Genomic DNA, 20,684 nt, shown 5'->3' with positions numbered 1-20,684 from the left:
GTGGCCGCCGGGCCTGCCCGGTGCAGACCTGCCGGATGCTTCTGTAACAAATCTCACGAAAATTTGAGTTCTTGGCGAGGATTCGTTGAGTAGGATCGCTGCACCATCGATTCACCCCGGGCACCTGCCCACCACCCAGGAGTAAGACCGATGAGCAGTTCCAACAAGACCCTGTCCCTGCTGACCGCTACCGCCCTGGCCGCCGGCCTGGGCATGACCGCCAGCGCCTCGGCGCTGAGCATGAGCGACCTCGCCCAGGGCTACCTGGTGGCCGGCCAGGCAGCCAAGGCCAGCACCGACGCCAAGGCCGCCGATACCAAGATGGCCGCCGACGCGAGCAAGCACGCCGAAGGCAAGTGTGGTACCGATGGCAAGAGCGGCGAAGGCAAATGCGGGGCCGACAAGGGCAAGGCCGCCGGTGCAGCAGGTGCCAAGGCCAAGGCCGGCGACAAGAAGTCGGCGGAAGGCAAGTGCGGCGAAGGCAAGTGCGGTGGCAAGCACTGACGTCCGCGCCAGCGTCGTCCACCCGCGGTCGCCGCTTCGCGCGGCGGCCGCCGGGTTGGGCCTGCGTCGGGCGCTGCTGCAGGATCTGCATGACGCCCCGGCAGGCGACTTCGACTTCCTTGAATGTGCGCCGGAGAACTGGATCCATGTCGGCGGCCCGGCCGGTGATGCATTGGCCGAACTGGCACAGCGCCATCCGCTGAGCTGCCACGGCCTGTCGCTGTCGCTGGGCGGCAGTGCGCCACTGGATACCCAGCTGCTGGAGCAGGTCGGCCGGTTCCTCGAAAAGCACCGCGTGCCGCTGTACAGCGAGCACCTGAGCTACTGCAGCGACGACGGCCACCTCTACGACCTGCTGCCGATTCCCTTCACCGACGAAGCCGTGCGCCATACCGCGGCTCGCATCGCGCGCGTGCAGGACCTGCTCGGTCGCCGCATCGCGGTAGAGAATGTCTCCTACTACCTGGCACCGGAACCGGCCATGGACGAACTGGCCTTTACCAATGCGGTGCTCGCCGAAGCCGACTGCGACCTGCTGCTGGACGTCAACAACGTCTACGTCAACGCCTGCAACCACGGCTACGACGCCGATACCTTCATCGCCGGGCTGCCCGCACAGCGCATCGTCTGCCTGCACGTGGCCGGGCACCTGGACGAAGCACCGGACCTGAAGATCGATACCCACGGCAGTGCGGTCATCGATCCGGTATGGGCGCTGCTGGCACGGACCTATGCGCGCATCGGCGCGCGTCCGACCCTGCTCGAACGCGACTTCAATTTTCCGCCCTATGCAGAACTGCAGGGCGAGCTGCAGACCATCCGCCGGCTGCAGGCCACGCATGCCGGGGCTGCACATGACTGATGCCGCCGATACCCTGCGCGCGCAGCAGCACGCATTCACCGCACATCTGCGCGACCCGCAAGCAGTGCCTGCACCGGCCGGCCTGGATCCACGCCGGTTGGCGGTGTACCAGCACCTGCTGTTCAACAACCTGCTCGGGCTCCTGAGCAACGGTTTCCCGGTCTGCGTTCGCCTGCTGGGGGAACCGGCCTGGAGCGCGCTGGTGCGCCACTACTTCGCCACCCATCGCTGCCAGACACCCCTGTTCACCGAGCTGGCCGCCGAGTTCGTGCAGTGGCTGCAGACACAGCCGCAGCTGCCGCACCCGGCGCTGGCCGAGCTGGCGCACTACGAGTGGGTGGAAACCGCGCTGTACCAGCTGCAGGCCGAGCCACTTCCTGCCCCTGGCGATATCGATCCGCTGCGGGTGCCGCTGCAGCGCTCGCCGCTGGCGTGGCCGCTGCTGTACCAATGGCCGGTGCACCGTCTCGGTGCAGAGGATGCACCGACCCAGCCACCGCCCGAACCCACCGGCCTGCTGGTTCGCCGCGAAGCCGACGGTGAAGTGCGATTCGCCGCGCTCAGCCCACTGGCGGTGTACCTGCTGGCCAGCATCGGTGAACAGCCTGGCCAGCAAGGGCATCTCTACCTGCAGCAGCTGGCCAGTGCACATGGGCTGGCCGAGGATGCGCTGGCCGAACCCGGTGCCGCGCTGCTGCAGCAGTTCCTGCAGGCCGGCGTAATCGGCCCGCTCGCATCCCCACCCTGACGCCCCTTCCTCCGGAGATCCACCGATGAACCTTCCGCTCCTGGCCGCCGCGCGCGGCCAGCTGGACCGTCTCGCCCCCTGGTTGGCCCCGCTCGGCCTGCGCCTGCTGCTGGCCTGGGAATTCTTCGAATCCGGCCGCGAAAAGCTGCGCGGCCAGAACTGGTTTGCCGACCTGCAGGACGCCTTCCCGTTCCCGTTCGACCAGCTGCCGGCCGGCCTGAACTGGCAGCTCGCCACCTGGTTCGAACTGATCGGTGCGGCCTGCCTGCTGGTCGGGTTCGGTACCCGATTTGCTGCCGCCAGCCTGCTGGTACTGACCGTGGTGGCGACCTATGCGGTGCACTGGCCGATGGAATGGAACTCGCTGGCCGACCTCGCCATGGGCTATGCGATCAGCGACCAGGGCTTCGGCAACTTCAAGCTGCCGGTGCTGTTCATGGCCATGCTGTTGCCGCTGATCTTCACCGGTGCCGGCAGGCTGAGCGTGGATGCGTGGCTGGCGCGGTGGTCCGCGTCGGGCATGGTGGCGCAGCCTTCGGTTCGGTAGACGCCGCCGCTGGTCGCCGTGCACCGTGTGCCAACCAAGGTTGGCACCTACCGGGATCCTGGGCACCTGGGTCGACACGCTCCACCCGTGCACCGAGGGCTGGCGAGGCGCTCAGGGTCGCTCTGCTAGAATTCACGCATGACTGACCCCACCCCCGCACCTGCCGCCGCTCCCGATTCCGCAGTCCCCCAGGCGCAGCGCGCGATGTCACAACGCTTCCGCGGCTTCCTGCCGGTGGTGGTGGATGTGGAAACCGGCGGCTTCGACAGCCAGCGCAACGCGCTGCTGGAAATCGCTGCGGTGCCGATCGAAATGGACGAGAACGGCCTGCTCTACCCCGGCCAGACCGCCAGTGCCCACGTGGTGCCGGCCGAAGGCCTGGAAATCGACCCGAAGTCGCTGGAAGTGACCGGCATCATCCTCGACCACCCCTTCCGGCTGGCCAAGGAAGAAAAGGCGGCGCTGGACCACATCTTCACCCCGGTGCGTGCGGCGATGAAGAAGTACGGCTGCCAGCGCGCGATCCTGGTCGGCCACAACGCCCATTTCGACCTCGGCTTCGTCAACGCCGCAGTGGCCCGCACCGGCCACAAGCGCAATCCGTTCCATCCGTTCAGCGTGTTCGACACGGTGACCCTGGCCGGTATCGCCTACGGGCAGACCGTGCTGGCGCGTGCGGCCACCGCCGCTGGGCTGGGTTGGGATGCGAATGAAGCGCACAGCGCGGTGTATGACACCGAACAGACCGCGCGCTTGTTCTGCACGATCGCCAACGCCTGGCCGCGGTAAGGCAGCCAACGGCGGAGCCCCTCGTGGCGGGAAGCGAATCATCGGTTGGGCCGGGCAAGGTGGGTTCGCGGGGGACGCCGTGAACCCGTCCCTGGGGGCTTAGCCGCGCCATCCATGGCGCGGATTGATCTGGCCCCCCGTCCGCGGACGCCAAGAGGCGATACTTTGATCGCACTTGGAGGTCCCCTTATGTCCCGTATCACCCGTCGTAGCTACACCGATGAGTTCAAGCACCAAGCCGTGGAGTTGGCCGAGTCGCTCGGGCCTGCCGCAGCGGCCCGTCAGCTGGAGATGTCGGTCAAGACGCTGGCAAATTGGATTGACGCGGTCCGTGCTGGCCGGTCGTTGACCTCTGAGGCCCGCAGGCCGGCCACTGACCTGGAAAGCGAGATCAGCCGCCTTCGGGCCGAGAACGCCAATCTGAAGATGGAGCGGGAAATCCTAAAAAAAGCGGCGGCGTTCTTTGCCAGAGAGTCCAAGTGAGGTACGCCTTCGTCGCCAGTCAAAGGACTCGCTACCCGACCAGGTTGCTGTGTCGGCTTTTTGGGGTTTCTGTCTCTGGATTCCATGACTACCTGCGCCGCCAGTGTGCCCAAACGTGCGATGTCGATTCGGCCCTCCGTACCGAGCTTCGGGCCATCCATGTGGCCAGCAAACGCAGTTATGGGCGGCGTCGGCTGGTCAGGGCCTTACGAGCCAGGAATCATCCAGTTGGCCACAAGCGCGTGGCACGGTTAATGGCCGAGGAGCGAATCCAGGGCAAGACCAAAGGCCGATTCCGGCCCAAATCCTCCGGCGGCTCATCTCAGCTCGCCCCCAACCTGCTGGATCGGCAATTTGCCCCCGGAACCGGACCGACGGCGTGGGTCGGAGATATCACGTATGTCCCCACCCGCCAGGGATGGCTGCATCTGGCCGTGGTCATCAGCGTCCAGACCCGGCAGGTGCTGGGCTACAGCGTTTCCAGGCGCCTGACTGAAGAACTGGTAGTGAAAGCATTCGCCAATGCCTGGGCTCTGCATCCACAACGACCTGGCCTGATCTTCCATTCCGATCGTGGCGGGCAGTACTGGGGGAACGAGTTTCGCCAGCTGCTGCAGTCCCATGACGTGGTCCAAAGCATGAGCCGGCCTGGCAATTGCTAGGACAACGCCGTGGTCGAGAGCTTCTTTGCGACGCTCAAGACAGAAGAGGCTGCCGAGCCTTACGCCAGTAAGGAACAAGCCAGCCAGTCCATCGCTGCTTACATCCACGGCTTCTACAATCCAGCCCGGCTACACTCGGCGCTGGGCTACCACTCGCCTAACAACTACGCCCGGCAGCTCCGGGCTGCCGCCTGAAACGGCTTCATGGCGTCCGTTTTCAGGGGGCCAGATCAGATACCCCCGCGAACCCACCCTGCCCGGCCTTCGACAGGTTGCTGGCCGCCACGGAAAAATCAGAAAAAGCGGAAGCAACAGCGGGTCGCTGCGCTCGTTGGGGGCTGTCGATCACCGCTGTGGTGGGTCACTTCTCTTGTGGATGCCGACCGTTGGTACGGCAACACCCGTAGATCCACGCCATGCGTGGATGCTTTGCACTGGTTCAACCAATGCTCGTACGATCCCGGCCATCGCTCTTGGCGCGGTACAGCGCGCGGTCGGCGCGCTGGTACAGCAACGCCGGGGTGCGGTCGTCGGCATCCAGCTCCACCAGGCCTGCGCTGAAGGTCACGCGCAGGCCAGGCACTTCTGCCCAGTCGGGATGGTCATGGAACAGACCACGCAGGCGCGCGCACAGCTGCGCGGCTTCTTCCAGGCGGGTGTCGTTGAGCAGCAGCGCGAACTCTTCGCCGCCGGTGCGCGCTGGCAGGTCGGAGTCGCGGCAGGCCGCCGCGATCAGCGTCGCCACCTGCACCAGCACGGCATCGCCGATGCTGTGGCTGTGGCGATCGTTGACGTCCTTGAAGTGGTCGATGTCCAGCACCACCAGGCACAGCGGATGACCACTGCGCTGCGAACGGGCGAAGTCACGCGCCAGTGTCTCGTCGAAGCCGCGGCGGTTGGCCAGGCCGGTCAGCGCATCCTCGCGGGCCTGGCGTTCAAAGGCCTCGGCCTGCCGCGCCAGGCGCTCGGCCAGTTCGGTCTTTTCCTGGTTCAGCGCCTGCAGGTGCACGGTCTTGGCCTGCAGGTCGAAGGTCGCTTCGTCCACCCGCCGCGCCAGGCGCAGGTTGCTGGCCTTCAGCTGCTGCAGCAGCAGCCGGTACAACGCCACCAGCCCGGCCAGCAGCACCAGCCCGGCCAGCACCTGCACGCTGCGGCGCTGCCACCAGAACGGCTCGACGGTGAAGCTCCATACGGCTTCCTGCTGGCCCCAGGCGCCCCCCGGATGTGCGGCCGCCACGTGCAGGGTGTAATCGCCCGGCGGCAGGCCGACGAACTCGACGCTGCGCTGCGGGCCACGCTCGACCCAGCCAGCATCGAGGCCATCCAGCCGCGTGCGGTAGCGGATCCGGTCAGACATCAGGTAGCTCAGGCCGACATAGCTCACCGCCAGCCGGCGGCCACCGGGAATGTAGTTGCGATCCGGTCCCTCCCAGTGCACCGGCGCACCATCCACCTGCACGCTCTCGATCGCCGCCGGCGGCGATGGCCGCTCGCGGAAACGCTGCAGGCGCTGCGGGTCGACCGTGCTCAGGCCACCGGCGGTGACCACCCAGAACGTGCCGTCCTGGCGCAGGATCGCCGATGGGCTGGAGCTGCCATTGGCCTAAGCATTGGCCATGCCGTCGATCTCGTTGTAGCGCTCCACCACCACCCGCGGCGTGCGCCCATCGGCCACCGCATTGAGGGTGCCCATGTCGGTGCGCAGCACACCACGGTTGCTGCTGATCCAGACATTGCCGAGGCGGTCCGGCACCAGCTGGAACACCGCGTCCACCGGCATGCCCTGCTCCAGGCCGACCCGCGCCAGCGCGCCGTTGCGCCAGCGGTACAGGCCACGATCACTGCTGATCCACATCGCATCGCCCAGCTGGTGGAAGCCGAACACGCTGCGGCCGCCCCCCAGCGGGGCCAGGTCGATCGATTGCACGCGGTCGCCGCGCAGCACGCGGATGCCTTCGATGGTGCCGATCCACAGGTTGCCCTGATGGTCATGCTCGAGCGCGGTGATCAGGCCGCCGGGCATGCCCGGCACGTTCGAGACCTGCACCCGGTCGCCGTCGATGCGCACCACGCCCTTCTGCGTGCCGGCCCAGACCACGCCCTGCGGGTCAACGCTGATTGCACGGATGTTGCCGCCCGGCATGCCATCAGCCGCCGCATAGTTGTGGCGCAGGCGCCCATCGCAACCCAGCCGGTAAACGCCATCGCCGAAGGTTCCCACCCACAGGTCACCGTCCGGCCCCTGTGCCAGGCTCAGTACCGAGGGCGCCTTGCCGCCGCGGTTGTGCAGCGGTACCGCGCGGAAACGGCCATCGCTGGTCTGCAGGTCAAGGCCGCTGGCGCTGCCGACCCACAGCTGGCGGTCGCGATCCTCGAACACCGTGCGCACGTAGTCGCCACTGAGCCCATCGCGCTCGATGTAGCTGCTGAACAACGTTTCGCGCAGGCGGTACAGGCCACCATTGGCCCCCACCCAGATGCTGCCTTCGGCATCCTCGCGCAGGCTGACCACGCGTCCGCCCGGCAGGTTCAGGCCGGCCGGCAGCCGCTCCAGGCCATGCGCGGAGATGCGCAGCAGGCCCTGGTTCTCGGTACCCAGCCACAGGTCGCCATGCCGGTCCTGCAGCATCGAGGTCATGTGCAGCTGGCCCGGCAGGCGGTGCACCAGCACCAGCTGGTCGTCCTCCACCCGGTACAGGCGCTCGCCGGCGACGATCCACAGCGCGCCGTCCGGTGCCCGGTACGGCCATGACAGGCCACTGCCGGCGCCCAGCCCCCATGCGGCGGGCGCGCGCTTGAGCACGCCGTCGTTGTCGCGCAGCACCAGCCCGTCGAGCGTGCCGACCCAGACCCGGTCCTGTGCATCGACCACCAGCTTGGTGAAGCTCATCGCCATCGGCAGGTCCGCCGCCGGCGCCTGGTAGACGATGCCGGCATCCGGCGTCAGATAGCCGATGCCCTTGCCTTCGTACAGCAGCCACAGCCGGCCCTGGCTGTCCATCTGCATGGACTGGATCAGCACCTGCGGTGTACCGGCCTGGTGCTCCCAGACCCGCCATTGGCCATCGCTGCCGCGGTGGCTGACGTTGCCGCGCGAATCGCTGATCCACAGCCCGCCCTGGCGGTCGACGAACAGTGCGCCGATGCCGTTGTCGCGCAGGCCCGGGCGCGTGCTGCGGTCGAACACGGTGAAGTCCAGGCCGTTGTAGCGCACCAGCCCTTCCCAGGTGGCGAACCACAGATGGCCCTCCGGCGTCTGTGCGATGTCGCGCAGCGAGTTGTGCGGCAGGCCGTTGCGCGAGGTCCATACATCGATGGCGTAGTCGCGCAGCGGCGGCGCGCCTTCCTGTGCCGCCAGCGGCAGCGCAAGGGCCAGCAGCAGCCACAGCAGGCCCTGCCGCAGTGCCCGCCTGAATCCTGATGCGCGGCGCTCCACCCAGCGCCCCTCGTCCCCCTGCCCGCCCATCACCGCAACGGCGGCGGCCAGGTGCGGCTGCAGGGCGCGGCAGCGTGCGGGAACAGCCGGGCAGCGCGCAATGGCATGCCGGCGGGAACGGGCTGGCTCATCGGGGGGAGACTGGGGAGATGCGCAGATGATAGGCCAAACCCCGGCCCCGGCGTCACCGTCCGCAGCCCGCCGGCTCAGCCGGCGCGGCCGGGCGCCACCACCTGGGCACTGGCCGGCCACTGCACCACCGCCTCCAGGCCACCTTCGGCCCGGTTGCGCAGCCACAGCCGCGCGCCGTCCTTCTCGGCCAGGGCGCGGGCAATGGTCAGGCCCAGGCCGGCCCCGCCGGTTTCGCGCGAACGCGAGGTTTCCACCCGCACGAACGGATCGAACACCGCCTCCAGCTGCTCCTCGGCCAGGCCGGGGCCGTCATCGGCCACCACCACGGTGATCGCACCGCCACTGCGCTCGACCCGTACCCGCGCCCGCTGCGCATACATCACCGCGTTGTCCACCAGGTTCGAGAACAGGCGATGCATCGCCAGTGGCCGCAGCATCAGTACCGAACCACTGCCGCCCTCGAAAACCACGTCGGCGCCGCCTTCGGCGGTGTCCTCGACAATGCTCTCCAGCAGCGAATCCAGGTCGAGTGCGGCGCGCTGCTCGGCACTTTCGGCACTGCGGGCCAGTTCCAGGCCCTCGCGCACCAGCGCCTGCATCGCCGCCAGGTCGCCGATCAGGCGCTCGCGCAGGGCTTCGTCGCTGACATTCTCCAGGCGCAGGCGCAGCCGGGTCAGCGGCGTCTGCAGGTCATGGGTGATCGCCGCCAGCATCTGCGTGCGTTCGGCCAGGTGCCGCTGCAGGCGGTGCTGCATGGCATTGAACGCTTCGGCGGCACGCTGCACCTCGCGCGGCCCGCGCAGTGGCAACGGGTCGCGCTGCAGATCGTCGCCGAGATCCTCGGCAGCGGCCGCCAGTTCCTGCAGCGGCGCGCTGGCCATGCGCGCGACGATGTAGGCCAGCACCGCGATCGCCAGCACCAGCAGGGTCAGGAACCACGGGTCCACGGCGAGGATGCCGTTGTGTGCCACCGCCGGCGAGTCCAGCGCCAGCTTCAGCAGCGTGCCGTCGTTGAGGGTCACGTCCACTGCGCGGCATTTGGGCGGAATGAACGCCGGGTCGCGTTCGCGCGGCGGCCGCCGGTGTCCCGGCGGCGGCGGCGGCAACAGGTCCTGCAGCTTGGGAATGCAGGAGCGGAACGAAGCGAAATGCACATGCGCGCGCGACACCGGTCCGGGGCGGTCTTCCAGCACTTCCATCAGCGCCGTGTCGGCACGCCCGAGGCGGGCTCCGGGCTGCAGCGCGCGCACGCTCGGCCCGCCGATCGCCAGCAGGCGCTCGCGCAGCTCCGGATTGCCGTCCAGCAGGTTGACGTAGCCCTGCAGACGGTCGGCGATGCGGTTCAGGTTCTGCCGCTCGAACTCCTGCTGGCGCTTGGAAGTGGCCAGCATGGTCGCACCGATCGCAGCCACCGCCATGCCCAGCAGCAGGATCACGAACAACCGCCCGACCATCGAGGACAGGAAATGGCGCAGGCGCTTCATCGCGGCTTATTCCAGGTTGACCGAGGAGGCCAGCACGTAGCCTTCGTTGCGCACGGTCTTGATCAGTCCGTCCGGGCCACCGTCGTCGCCCAGCTTGTTGCGCAGGCGGCTGACCTGCAGGTCGATCGCACGATCCTGTGCCTCGTAGTTGCGGCCACTGCTGAGCGCGACCAGCTGCTCGCGCGACAGCACCTTGTTGGCGTGGGCGATGAACACCCGCAGCAGGCGGAACTCGGCGCCGGACAGCACCACCACGCGGTCATCCGGATCGACCAGGTGGCGATGCTCCAGGTCGAACACCCAGCGCGAGAAGCGTGCGCGGCGTACCGCCAGTGGCTCCAGGTTGGCCGGCAGCGCTTCGGTCCGGCGCAGCACGTTGCGGATCCGCGCCAGCAGCTCGCGCGGTTCGAACGGCTTGGCCAGGTAGTCATCGGCGCCCATTTCCAGGCCCAGCACGCGGTCGATCGGCTCGGCGCGCGCGGTCAGCATGATCACCGGCGTGTTCGAACGCGCACGCAGGTCGCGGCACAGGGTCAGGCCATCCTCGCGCGGCAGGTTGAGGTCCAGCACGATCAGGTCCACGTGCTCGCGGTCCAGCAGCTGGCGCATGGCCGTGCCATCGGCCGCCGTGCTCACCAGGTAGCCGGCGCGGCCGAGCTGCTCGGCCAGCAGCGTGCGGATGTCGTTGTCGTCGTCGACGATCAGCAGTCGATGCATCGGGTTTTCAGTCTCCATGGCGCGATCATCCCGTGTCGGCAGCTGAACCGCATCCGGGGCAATGCGTACCAGTGTATCCACCTACGGGCGGGATACCTGTGGTTACGCGTATTCACCGACAGTGTTACATACAGACATACCCCGAGGATTGAGCCGTCCATCGCCCGGTCTTCACAATGCCCACCAACGCCGCACGCGCGGCCCCGAGAGTGAAGCCACGACGTGACGTTCCGCCTGCTGCCCGCGACCCGACGGAGTCGCCTGATACTGATCGCCCTGCTTGCCCTGATCGTCGCTGCGGCCGCCTGGTGGCTGCTGCGCAAGCCTGCGGCCCCGGCGGTGGCGACCTCGCCGGTGAGCCGCGGTGACATCGAGCAGACGGTGGATGCCACCGGCGTGATCGATGCCTACAAGCTGGTCAGCGTCGGTGCGCAGGCCTCGGGCCAGATCAAGTCGCTGAAGGTGCAGCTGGGCGACACCGTGAAGGAAGGCGACCTGATCGCCGAGATCGACGCCACCACCCAGCAGAACCAAGTGCTCAACGCGCAGGCCTCGCTGGACCAGGTCACCGCCCAGCGTGCCGTGCAGCAGGCCACCCTGCGCCAGGCCGAACTGGAGTTCGCGCGCCAGCAGCAGATGCTGGCTGCCGAGGCCACCTCACGCCAGGAATACGATGCCGCCGAAGCGCAGCTGAAGACCGCCCGCGCCCAGCTGCAGTCCTACGAGGCGCAGATCAAGGGCCGCGAAACCGAGCTGGGCACCGCCCGCGCCAACCTGGCCTATACCCGCATCACCGCGCCGATGGATGGCACCGTGGTGGCGGTGGTGGCCGAGGAAGGCCGCACCGTGAACGCCAACCAGACCGCGCCCACCATCGTCATGCTGGCCCGGCTGGACGTGGTCACCGTCAATGCCGAGATCTCCGAAGCCGACGTGGTCAAGATCAAGGCCGGCATGCCGGTGTACTTCACCACGCTGGGCGACCCGGACCGCAAGTACCACGCCACGCTGCGCCAGATCAATCCGGCGCCGGCCTCGATCGCCAACGAGAGTTCGTCCAGTTCCAGCAGTTCGTCCAGTTCCAGTTCCAGCAGCGCGGTCTACTACAACGCGCTGTTCGACGTGGAGAATCCGGATGGCACCCTGCGCATCGACATGACCGCGCAGGTCTCGGTACTGCTGAAGCAGGCCAAGGGCGTGCTGATGGTGCCGGCGGTGGCACTGGGGCCGAAGCGCCGTGGCGACGAGCGCATGGTGCGGGTACTGGATGACAAGGGCCAGCCGCAGCCGCGTAAAGTCACCGTGGGCATCAACAACGGCGCCTCGGCCGAGATCCTGTCCGGGCTGAAGGAAGGCGAGCGCGTGGTGGTCGGCGAAGCCAGCGCCGCCGCGGCCGGTGCCGGCGGCGGCAACCGCGGCGGCATGCAGATGCGGGTCGGCGGCCCGGGCATGGGGCGCCGATGAGCACGACGGCGCCGCTGCTGCGCCTGCGCGACCTGCGACGCGAGTTCCCGGCCGGCGACGATGTGATCGCCGTGCTGCGCGACGTCAATCTCGACATCCACGCCGGTGAGATGGTGGCCATCGTCGGCCAGTCCGGCTCGGGCAAGTCGACGCTGATGAACATCCTCGGCTGCCTCGATCGTCCCACCCGTGGCAGCTACCAGGTGGCTGGCCGCGAGACCGGAAAGATGGAGCCGGACGAACTGGCCGAACTGCGCCGCGAGCATTTCGGTTTCATCTTCCAGCGCTACCACCTGCTGGGTGATCTGGATGCGCGCGGCAACGTGGAGGTGCCGGCGGTGTACGCCGGCAGCCCCGGCCCGGTGCGCAACGCGCGTGCCGAGCAGCTGCTGCAGCGGCTGGGCCTGAGCGACCGCATGCATCACAAGCCGGGCCAGCTGTCCGGTGGCCAGCAGCAGCGCGTGTCGATCGCACGCGCCCTGATGAACGGCGGCGAGGTGATCCTGGCCGACGAACCGACTGGTGCGCTCGACACGAAATCCGGCGAGGAAGTGATGGCGATCCTCGGCGAGCTGCATGCCGAAGGCCACACCATCATCATCGTCACCCACGACATGAGCGTGGCCGAACACGCACAGCGCATCATCGAAATCCGCGACGGCGAGATCATTGCCGACCGCGCCAACCCGAATGCGCCGACCTACCGCGCACAGCGTGAGGCCAGCACCGGCGTTGCCCGCGGCAACAGCTGGCGGGCGGCGCGCGACCGCTTCACCGAAGCATTCCGTATGGCCCTGCTGGCGATGAACGCGCACCGCCTGCGCACCTTCCTGACCATGCTCGGCATCATTATCGGCATCGCCTCGGTGGTCTCGGTGGTGGCGCTGGGCAACGGCTCGCAGCAGCAGATCCTGCAGAACATCAGCGCGCTCGGCACCAATACGATCGACGTCTATCCCGGCCGTGGTTTCGGCGACATGCGCTCGGCACGGGTGCAGACGCTCAAGGCCAGCGATGCCGACGCCCTGGCAAAGCAGAGCTACGTGGACAGCGCCACCCCCAGCGTGTCGACCTCGGTCACCGCGCGCTACCGCAACCAGTCGTCCACCGCCCAGGTCAGCGGCGTCGGCGAGCAGTTCTTCCGGGTCAAGGGCGTAACCCTGCTCAGTGGCAGCTTCTTCGACGCCGATGCGGTCAAGGGCCTGGGCCAGGTGGCGGTGATCGACGAGAACACCCAGACCCAGTTCTTCCCCGATGTCGATCCGGTCGGCCAGGTGATCCTGCTCGGCAACGTGCCGGCACGCGTGGTCGGCGTGGCCAAGCGCCAGAGTTTCGGCTTCGGCGGCAGTACCAGCCTCAGCGTGTGGGTGCCCTACACCACGGTGATGTCGCGCATGCTCGGCCAGAGCCACGTGTCCAGCATCACCGTGCGCGTGGACGACGCCACGCCGATGGATGCCGCGCAGGAAGCGATCACCCGCCTGCTGACCCTGCGCCATGGCACCGAGGACTTCTTCCTCAGCAACAGCGCCGAGATCCGCGAGACCATCGAGCAGACCACGCGCACGATGACCCTGTTGATCGGCGCCATCGCCGCCATCGCGTTGCTGGTGGGCGGCATCGGCGTGATGAACATCATGCTGGTGTCGGTGACCGAGCGCACCCGCGAGATCGGGGTGCGCATGGCCGTCGGTGCACGGCAGAGTGATATCCGCCAGCAGTTCCTGATCGAAGCGGTGCTGGTCTGCCTGCTCGGCGGCGTGCTCGGCATCGGCCTGGCGCTGCTGCTGGGCTCGATGATCGGCCGCTTCGCCAGCGACTTCCAGGTGCTGTTCTCCACCGCCTCGATCGTCGCCGCGTTTGCCTGCTCCACCCTGATCGGCGTGGCGTTCGGCTTCCTGCCCGCGCGCAACGCCGCGCAGCTCGACCCGGTGGAGGCCCTGGCCCGCGAATGAAGATGATGATGATCCGACTCCCCTTCCCTGCTCCCCCGCGCCTGCTGCTGGCAGGTGCTGTACTGCTCGCCTTGTCCGGCTGTGCGTCGGTCGGCCGCTATCCGGTGCACGACCCCGACGTGGCGGCCCGCTACGGGCGCGGCGATGCCACCCTCAACGCACCGGCCGACGACCCGCGCAGCAGCCTGGATACACCGGGCCGCGACATCCGCCAGGACACCTGGTGGACCGGCTTCGGCGATGAACGCCTGGACCGCCTGGTGGCGCAGGCACTGGCGGCCAACAGCGATCTCGCCGCCGCCGGCCTGGCCGTGCAGCGTTCGCGCCTGCAGGCCGGCCTGGCCAGCAACGCGCTGTGGCCGCAGCCTTCGTCATCCGGCGTCAGCGGCAACGCCAGCCGCGCCACCGACCAGGCCGACGACTGGCGCCGCAGCTATTCCACCGGCGTCTCGCTGGGCTGGGAAGTGGACCTGTGGGGCCGCCTGCGCACCCAGCGCGACATCGCCCGCTGGGAAGCCGAGGCCAGCGAGGAGGACCGGCAGAACACCGCCCTGCTGGTGATCAGCGACACCATCACCCAGTACTGGAACCTGGCCTACCTGAACCAGTCGATCGCCACCGGCCAGGCCAACCTGGAGCGGCTGGAACGCACCCGCGAACTGGTGCAGGCCCGCTTCGACGCCGGTGCGGTATCGCGGCTGGAAGTGCGCCAGGCACTGCAGAACCTGCAGTCGCAGCGGTCCTCGCAGAGCGCACTGGAGCAGCAGCGGGTGGAGGTGCGCAACGCGCTGACCGTGCTGCTGGACGGCACGCCCTGGCCCCAGCAGGATGAGCCACAGGACCTGCTGGGTGCACGCAGCCCAGGTATCAGCGAAGGCCTGCCGACCGACCTGCTCGGCCGCCGTCCCGACCTGCGCGCCGCCGAACTTCGCCTGCGCAACAGCCTGAAGACGATCAAGGTCACCGCCACCCAGTACTACCCGGCGCTGAGCCTGACCGGCAGCCTCGGTTCCAGCGCGACCTCGCTGGGCGATGTACTGCGCAACCCGGTGGCCACGCTGGGCGCCGGCCTGTCGCTGCCGTTCCTCAACCTGCAGCGCGCGCAGCTGGATACCGATATCGCCGGTACCGCCTACCAGATCGCCGCCACCAACTTCCGCAAGACGCTGTATACCGCGCTCTCGGAAGTGGACAACGCGCTGTCGGCACGCGAGCAGCTGGTGCGCCAGGTGGCCGCCTCACAGGCTTCATACGATGAGGCGGTGGAAGTGGAACGCGCGCAGGAAGTGCGCTACCGCGTGGGCGCCACCGACCTGCGCACCTGGCTGGAAGCGCAGCAGACCCGGCGTGATGCCGAGCTGTCGCTGGCGCGCGTGCGCCAGGGCCAGCTGAACAACGACGTGACCCTGTTCAAGGCGCTGGGCGGCAGCGCGGGGTGAGGCTTTGGGAGCGCCAACCAAGGTTGGCCACTACCCGGCAGGTGTCGCCCCTGGTCGACACGGCACATGAAAAAGGGGTCAGATCCCTCTCCAGCGGAGAGGGATCTGACCCCGATTACACGGCGCTGCCGATCAACCGCGCTGGCGCACGGCCTCGAACAGGCTGACGCCGGCGGCGACGGAGACGTTCAGGCTCTCGATCTCGCCCGGCATCGGGATCTTGACCAGGCCATCGCAGTTCTCGCGGGTCAGGCGGCGCAGGCCATCGGCTTCGCCGCCCAGCACCAGCGCGATGTTGCCCTTCAGGTCCAGCTGGTACAGCGAGGCGGTGGCTTCACCGGCCAGGCCATAGATCCACACGCCCTGCTTCTGCAGGTCCTTCAGGCAGCGCGACAGGTTGGTCACCGCCACCACCGGGATGAGATCGGCGGCACCGGCCGAGGTCTTGCGCACAGTGGCATTGACCGTGGCCGACTTGTCCTTCGGGATGATCACCGCAGTCGCCCCGGCGGCAGCGGCCGAGCGCAGGCAGGCGCCGAGGTTGTGCGGGTCCTGCACTTCGTCCAGCACCAGCAGCAGGGCCTTGCCCTCAGCCGCGGCGACCAGGCCTTCCAGCTCGTTCTCGCTGTAGGTGCGGGCGGCGGCATAGCGCGCAGCCACGCCCTGGTGGCGCACCGAACCACCGACACCGTCCAACGCCTGGCTGTTCACCTTGCGCACGTCGATTCCCTTGCGGCGGGCGTTCTCTTCGATCTCGGTCAGGCGCGGGTTCTTCGCACCGGCCTCGACCAGCACTTCGCGGACGTTCTCGGCGTCGTTCTCGATGGAGGAGGCGACGGCGTTGACGCCGACAATCCACTGGCTGTTCTTGCTCATGCGGGCGGGGACCGGAAAGGGGGTGGCTATGGTAGAGCATCGGCGGGCCCGGCGCTGCGGACGGCCGGCCCGCTGTAGCGCCGAGCGTGGGCTCGGTGCTTCAGGTGGGTCATCGGCTGCGCGGCGGCCAGTGCGGGGTGTCGTGGTCGGGGTGCTGGTGGGACACGATGGTGGCCAGGAACTCCAGCGCCGCGATGTCGTCCTCGGTGCGCCGCGCCGGCAGGCCGGACAAACTGTCGACGAACGGCAGCTTGCGCTCCACCCCGTACTGGATCGTCGGTGGCAGGCGTTCCGGCTCGTCGAAGGCACCGGCGGCCACGGCCACGCCATCCGGAGCTTCGTAGGTCAGGGGTGTGCCGCAGTCGGCGCAGAAGCCACGCCGCACCACGTTGGACGACTGGAAATAGCGCGGCTGGCCACGGGTCCAGCTGAACTGCGCGCCGCGCACCGACACCAGCGGCGCGTAATAGGCACCGAACGCCTTCTGGCACATCCGGCAATGGCAGATCGAGCTGTCGGTCAACTCGCCACGCGCCTGGAAGCGGATCGCGCCGCACTGGCAGCCGCCACTGTATTCGGGTTGGCCCTGCATGGTGAGTTCCTCCGAAACGTCGTGCCAACCAACGGTTGGCACCTACCGGGTGAGGTGGGCACCCACCGGGTGAGGTGGATGCCTACCGGGTGAGGTGGATGCCTACCGGGTGAGGTGGGTGCCTACCGGGTGAGGTGGGTGCCGACCGTTGGTCGGCACGCCTTTCAATATTGCTTCTTGGTGCGCTTGGCCGGCTTGCCACGCTCGGGCAGCGGCGGCAGGCCATCGCCCTCGTCTTCGCCCTTGTGCTCGACCAGGCGGAAGTCGATCTTGCGTTCTTCCATGCTGGCCTTCAGCACCAGGATGCGCACGCGGTCGCCCAACCGGTAGCTGCTGCCGCGGCGCTCGCCGGTCAGCGTCTTGCGGGTGGCGTCGAACTTGTAATAGTCCTGCGGCAGCTGGGTCACATGCACCAGGCCCTGCACCTTGGACTCGTCCAGTTCCACGAACAGGCCGAAGCTGGTCACGCCGCTGATGACGCCGTCGAACTGGCCGCCCACGTGCTTTTCCATCCACGCCGCGCGGTAACGCTCATCGACTTCGCGCTCGGCCTCGTCGGCACGACGCTCACGCTCGGAACACTGCAGCGCCAGGGCTGCCATTTCGCGCGCGTTGTAGGTGAACTTGTCCAGCGGCTTGCCGGACAACGCGTGCTTTATCGCGCGGTGCACCAGCAGGTCGGGGTAACGGCGGATCGGCGAGGTGAAATGCGCGTACGCCTCCAGCGCCAGGCCGAAGTGGCCGTGATTTTCCGGGCTGTAGATCGCCAGGCTCTGGCTGCGCAGCAGCACCGATTCCAGCAGCGTGGCATCGGGGCGGTCGCGGATCTTCTTCAGCAGCTTGGTGTAGTCACCCGGGCGCACCTTCGACCACGGCGGCAGGCTCAGCTTGAACTCCTTGAGGAATTCCAGCAGGTCGGCGTACTTGGTTTCCGGCGGCTTCTCGTGGATGCGGTACGGCGCCGGCACATGGCGCGACAGCAGGTACTTGGCCGCCTCGACGTTGGCCGCGATCATGCATTCCTCGATCAGCTTGTGCGCGTCGTTGCGCACCAGCATGCCGGCCTGGGTCACTTCACCGCGGTTGTCCAGCACGAATCGCACTTCACTGCTTTCGAACTCGATGGCACCGCGCTTGGCACGTGCCTTGGACAGCACCTTGTACAGCTGGTGCAGGCGCTGCACCTGCGGCAGCAGGTCGCCCATCCAGGCCTTGGTATCGGCATCGTCCTCGCCCACCGCCTTCCACACCTGGGTGTAGGTCAGGCGCGCATGCGAGTTCATCACCGCCTCATAGAAGCGCGAATGCGTGACCAGGCCATCGCGGTCGATCTGCATGTCGCAGACAAAGCACATGCGGTCGACCTTCGGCATCAGCGAGCAGATGCCGTTGGACAGCGTCTCCGGCAGCATCGGCACCACGAAGCCCGGGAAGTACACCGAGGTGGCGCGCTTCTGCGCTTCCTCATCCAGCGGCGTGCCGGGGCGCACGTAGTTCGAGACATCGGCGATCGCCACCACCAGGCGGAAACCCTCGGCATTCGGCTCGCAGTACACCGCGTCGTCGAAGTCCTTGGCATCTTCACCGTCGATGGTGACCAGCGGCGTGCTGCGCAGGTCGACGCGGTCGCCGATCATTGCCGGCTCGACCACCAGCGGCACCGAGGCCGCTTCGTCCAGCACTTCCTGTGGAAACTCGAACGGCAGCTCGTGGCCGTGGATGGCGGCCTCAACCACCAGCGAGGCGGTCAGCTTGTCGCCGAGCACGGCGATGATGCGGCCGATCGGCGGACGGCGGCTGTCCGGCGCCTGGGTCAGTTCGCAGACCACCAGCTGGCCGTCGCGTGCACCACCGGTCTGGTCCGGCGGCACCTGCACGTTGCGCTGCACGCGCTTGTCGTCGGGCACCACATAGTTGATGCCCATCTCAATGCTGAAGCGGCCGATCAGGCGGGTCATGCCGCGTTCGAGCACGCGGGCGATGCTGCCTTCGCGACGGCCACGGTGATCGATGCCGGTCACGCGGGCCAGCACCTTGTCGCCGTGCATCACCTTGCGCATCTCATACGGCGGCAGGAACAGGTCGTCGCCGCCTTCGACCGGGCGCAGGAAGCCGAACCCTTCCGGGTTGGCGATCACCACGCCGGTGACCAGGTTCAGTGTCTGGATCGGAGCGAAACCGCCCCGGCGGTTCTGCACCAGCTGGCCATCGCGGACCATGGCGCCGAGCCGGCGCGACAGTGCTTCGGCCCGGTCCGGCGCGGTCAGGCCCAGGCGCGCGCCCAGTTCTTCGGCGGTCTGCGGCCCTTCGCAGCGCTCCAGCAGGGCCAGGATGGCCTCGCGGCTGGCGATGGGCTGTTCGTATTTCTCGGCTTCGCGGGCGGCATAGGGATCGTCGATCACCTTGCCGGTCGGCGGCAGCTTGCGGCCCGGTGCCGGGCCGGGGGCGTCCGTACCGCGAACCTTGCGGCCACGCGGCGCGGTGCCACCTTCATTCAATTCGGGGAACCAGCCCGGCAACGGCTTGCCCGGCTTGGTGGTGCGGGCTGCGCCCGCCTTGGCGCCCTTGTTCGGGGCCTGGCTGCGGGACTTGCTCCCGCCCTTGCTTGGTTTTTTGGTAGTCATCGCCCTACATGGTAGCCGCTGACAGCGTGCAGAACGGGTCAGCGGCCGCCTTGAAGGCCTTGCATGAAAAATATTCAGGAAGTCGTTGACAGCCTGCGGATTCATCTTCACAATTGCGCCTCTGGAACGCCCAGGTGGCGGAATTGGTAGACGCACTAGTTTCAGGTACTAGCGGGTAAAACCGTGGAGGTTCGAGTCCTCTCCTGGGCACCAACGAAAAAACTCCTCGCTTCGGCGGGGATTTTTTTTGCCTGCGATCCGGCGCCGGGGTCGGATTCCTCTCCACAGGAAAAGGCTCTGGCCCCAACGCGAGCCCCATGGGGTCAGAGCCCGTTTCGCAGGCGAAACGGGATCCGACCCCGGATCCACGAAAGGTGTTGACACCCCCGTCACAGCACCCCATAATCTCGCTCCTCGACGCCCAGGTGGCGGAATTGGTAGACGCACTAGTTTCAGGTACTAGCGGGTAAAACCGTGGAGGTTCGAGTCCTCTCCTGGGCACCACGTCGAGAATGAGAAAAACCCGCGAAAGCGGGTTTTTTCATGCCCGGAATGCGGCATCAGAACAACGGCCGCAGCACCAGCTCCAGGCCGAGCAGCAGCAGGAACCCCAGGAAACAGGCGCGGAACACCCGCGCACTGATCCGCTGCCGGATCACCTGGCCCAGCCACATGCCCAGCAACGCCGGCAACACCGCCAGCGCACTCAGCCCCAGCTGCTGGATGCCGAACGCACCGTGCAGCACCAGGCCGGTGGTCAGCGCAATCGTCGACACGGTGAACGCCAGCCCGAGCGCCTGCACCAGCTCCTCGCGCTGCAACCCCAGCGACTGCAGGTACGGCACCGCCGGCATCACGAACACACCCGTCGCACCCGTCACCACACCGGATAGCGCACCCACCAGCGGCCCCAGCCAACGCTCGCGCCGCTGCGGTACGCGGAACACCGGCGCGAGCAGCGCATACACCGCGTAGACCACCAGTGCCACGCCCAAAGCCACGCGCGACCAGGTGCGATCGACCCGCACCAGCAATGCTGCCGAACCCAGCGTCACCACCACCACGGCCAGCATCATCGGCCACAGGCGTCGCACGATGTGGCCAAGTGACGGCCCGGACAGCAGCTGCCACGCATTGGTGACGAAGGTCGGGATGAACAGCATCGACGCCGCCGCCACCGGCGACAGCGCGCCACCGAGCAGGCCCATCGCCACCGTCGGCAACCCCATCCCCGTCACGCCCTTGACCATGCCGGCCAGCACGAACACCACCACCAGCAGCACGTAGAAGTACATCGATTCATTCATGCCTTCATTGGATCGGGCCGCCGCCCGGCGCACAATGCGGTCTTCCCGGCCGAGCCTTCGGCT

Annotated in this window: 17 protein-coding genes, 2 tRNA genes and 1 pseudogene; 13 read left to right on the top strand and 7 right to left on the bottom strand. The window is 67.7% G+C overall.

The annotated features are described in order from the left end of the window. Positions 1-150 precede the first annotated feature (150 nt). From ACZK1G_RS06930 to ACZK1G_RS06895, 8 genes are all read left to right on the top strand, one after another. Positions 151-504, top strand: coding sequence for a hypothetical protein (locus ACZK1G_RS06930; RefSeq protein ID WP_101765204.1), 354 nt, complete (start codon positions 151-153; stop codon positions 502-504). Beyond that, complete coding sequence (locus ACZK1G_RS06925) at positions 491-1,366, top strand: HvfB family MNIO-type RiPP peptide maturase (RefSeq protein ID WP_049446189.1); 876 nt, start codon at positions 491-493, stop codon at positions 1,364-1,366. Before ACZK1G_RS06930 ends, ACZK1G_RS06925 begins: the two co-directional genes overlap by 14 nt. Continuing rightward, entirely contained in the window at positions 1,359-2,114 is a 756-nt protein-coding gene (locus ACZK1G_RS06920; protein ID WP_101766387.1) for an HvfC family RiPP maturation protein, read from the top strand. The genes ACZK1G_RS06925 and ACZK1G_RS06920 overlap by 8 nt, the downstream gene beginning before the upstream one ends. A gap of 25 nt (positions 2,115-2,139) precedes the next feature. Continuing rightward, positions 2,140-2,661 carry an HvfX family Cu-binding RiPP maturation protein gene (locus tag ACZK1G_RS06915; protein ID WP_101765203.1) on the top strand — a complete coding sequence of 174 codons (522 nt, stop codon included), beginning with the start codon at positions 2,140-2,142 and terminating at the stop codon, positions 2,659-2,661. 138 nt (positions 2,662-2,799) lie between these two features. Further along, on the top strand, positions 2,800-3,450 hold the full coding sequence (rnt, locus tag ACZK1G_RS06910) for a ribonuclease T (RefSeq protein ID WP_014036542.1): 651 nt from the start codon (positions 2,800-2,802) through the stop codon (positions 3,448-3,450). A 189-nt stretch (positions 3,451-3,639) separates the two neighbouring features. After that, positions 3,640-3,933 (top strand): transposase, encoded by a 294-nt coding sequence (locus ACZK1G_RS06905; RefSeq protein ID WP_087921478.1) that lies wholly within the window; start codon positions 3,640-3,642, stop codon positions 3,931-3,933. After that, positions 3,930-4,595, top strand: coding sequence for an IS3 family transposase (locus ACZK1G_RS06900; RefSeq protein ID WP_478448145.1), 666 nt, complete (start codon positions 3,930-3,932; stop codon positions 4,593-4,595). The genes ACZK1G_RS06905 and ACZK1G_RS06900 overlap by 4 nt, the downstream gene beginning before the upstream one ends. A gap of 9 nt (positions 4,596-4,604) precedes the next feature. Further along, positions 4,605-4,790, top strand: coding sequence for an IS3 family transposase (locus tag ACZK1G_RS06895; protein ID WP_478448143.1), 186 nt, complete (start codon positions 4,605-4,607; stop codon positions 4,788-4,790). 244 nt (positions 4,791-5,034) lie between these two features. Here the strand turns inward: ACZK1G_RS06895 and ACZK1G_RS06890 are convergent. The 3 genes and pseudogenes from ACZK1G_RS06890 to ACZK1G_RS06880 all read right to left on the bottom strand — a co-directional run bounded on the left by ACZK1G_RS06890 (position 5,035) and on the right by ACZK1G_RS06880 (position 10,382). Beyond that, positions 5,035-8,061, bottom strand: a pseudogene (locus ACZK1G_RS06890) (two-component regulator propeller domain-containing protein). A gap of 176 nt (positions 8,062-8,237) precedes the next feature. Continuing rightward, positions 8,238-9,647, bottom strand: a complete 1,410-nt coding sequence (locus tag ACZK1G_RS06885) for an ATP-binding protein (RefSeq protein WP_049446197.1) — start codon at positions 9,645-9,647, stop codon at positions 8,238-8,240. 6 nt (positions 9,648-9,653) lie between these two features. Continuing rightward, entirely contained in the window at positions 9,654-10,382 is a 729-nt protein-coding gene (locus tag ACZK1G_RS06880; protein ID WP_014036538.1) for a response regulator, read from the bottom strand. Between the two features lie 204 nt (positions 10,383-10,586). On the opposite strand from ACZK1G_RS06880, the gene ACZK1G_RS06875 reads away from it, so the two are divergent. From ACZK1G_RS06875 to ACZK1G_RS06865, 3 genes are read left to right on the top strand one after another with little or no spacing between them, the layout of a single operon-like run. Further along, positions 10,587-11,828, top strand: a complete 1,242-nt coding sequence (locus ACZK1G_RS06875; protein WP_014036537.1) for an efflux RND transporter periplasmic adaptor subunit — start codon at positions 10,587-10,589, stop codon at positions 11,826-11,828. Next, complete coding sequence (locus tag ACZK1G_RS06870; protein ID WP_014036536.1) at positions 11,825-13,783, top strand: MacB family efflux pump subunit; 1,959 nt, start codon at positions 11,825-11,827, stop codon at positions 13,781-13,783. Before ACZK1G_RS06875 ends, ACZK1G_RS06870 begins: the two co-directional genes overlap by 4 nt. A 2-nt stretch (positions 13,784-13,785) precedes the next feature. Beyond that, complete coding sequence (locus ACZK1G_RS06865; protein ID WP_424143731.1) at positions 13,786-15,222, top strand: TolC family protein; 1,437 nt, start codon at positions 13,786-13,788, stop codon at positions 15,220-15,222. 132 nt (positions 15,223-15,354) lie between these two features. Here the strand turns inward: ACZK1G_RS06865 and rlmB are convergent, their stop codons facing one another. From rlmB to rnr, 3 genes are all read right to left on the bottom strand, one after another. Further along, a complete protein-coding gene (gene rlmB, locus ACZK1G_RS06860; RefSeq protein ID WP_100471781.1) occupies positions 15,355-16,098 on the bottom strand; it encodes a 23S rRNA (guanosine(2251)-2'-O)-methyltransferase RlmB in 744 nt (247 codons plus the stop codon). Positions 16,099-16,207: 109 nt separating this feature from the next. Then, positions 16,208-16,690 (bottom strand): GFA family protein, encoded by a 483-nt coding sequence (locus ACZK1G_RS06855; RefSeq protein ID WP_101765201.1) that lies wholly within the window; start codon positions 16,688-16,690, stop codon positions 16,208-16,210. A 164-nt stretch (positions 16,691-16,854) separates the two neighbouring features. Beyond that, entirely contained in the window at positions 16,855-19,209 is a 2,355-nt protein-coding gene (gene rnr, locus ACZK1G_RS06850) for a ribonuclease R (protein ID WP_424143735.1), read from the bottom strand. A 233-nt stretch (positions 19,210-19,442) separates the two neighbouring features. Between rnr and ACZK1G_RS06845 the strand changes: the two genes are divergently transcribed. Together ACZK1G_RS06845 and ACZK1G_RS06840 are read left to right on the top strand one after the other, a co-directional pair. Then, positions 19,443-19,527, top strand: a tRNA-Leu gene (locus ACZK1G_RS06845). A gap of 206 nt (positions 19,528-19,733) precedes the next feature. Next, positions 19,734-19,818 (top strand) — tRNA-Leu (locus tag ACZK1G_RS06840). 56 nt (positions 19,819-19,874) lie between these two features. Here the strand turns inward: ACZK1G_RS06840 and ACZK1G_RS06835 are convergent. Continuing rightward, positions 19,875-20,621 carry a sulfite exporter TauE/SafE family protein gene (locus ACZK1G_RS06835; protein WP_101765199.1) on the bottom strand — a complete coding sequence of 249 codons (747 nt, stop codon included), beginning with the start codon at positions 20,619-20,621 and terminating at the stop codon, positions 19,875-19,877. Positions 20,622-20,684: the final 63 nt, after the last annotated feature.

The organism is Stenotrophomonas sp. 109824_Sma, from assembly GCF_056480025.1.
This window is presented reverse-complemented; position numbering and strand designations above follow the sequence as displayed.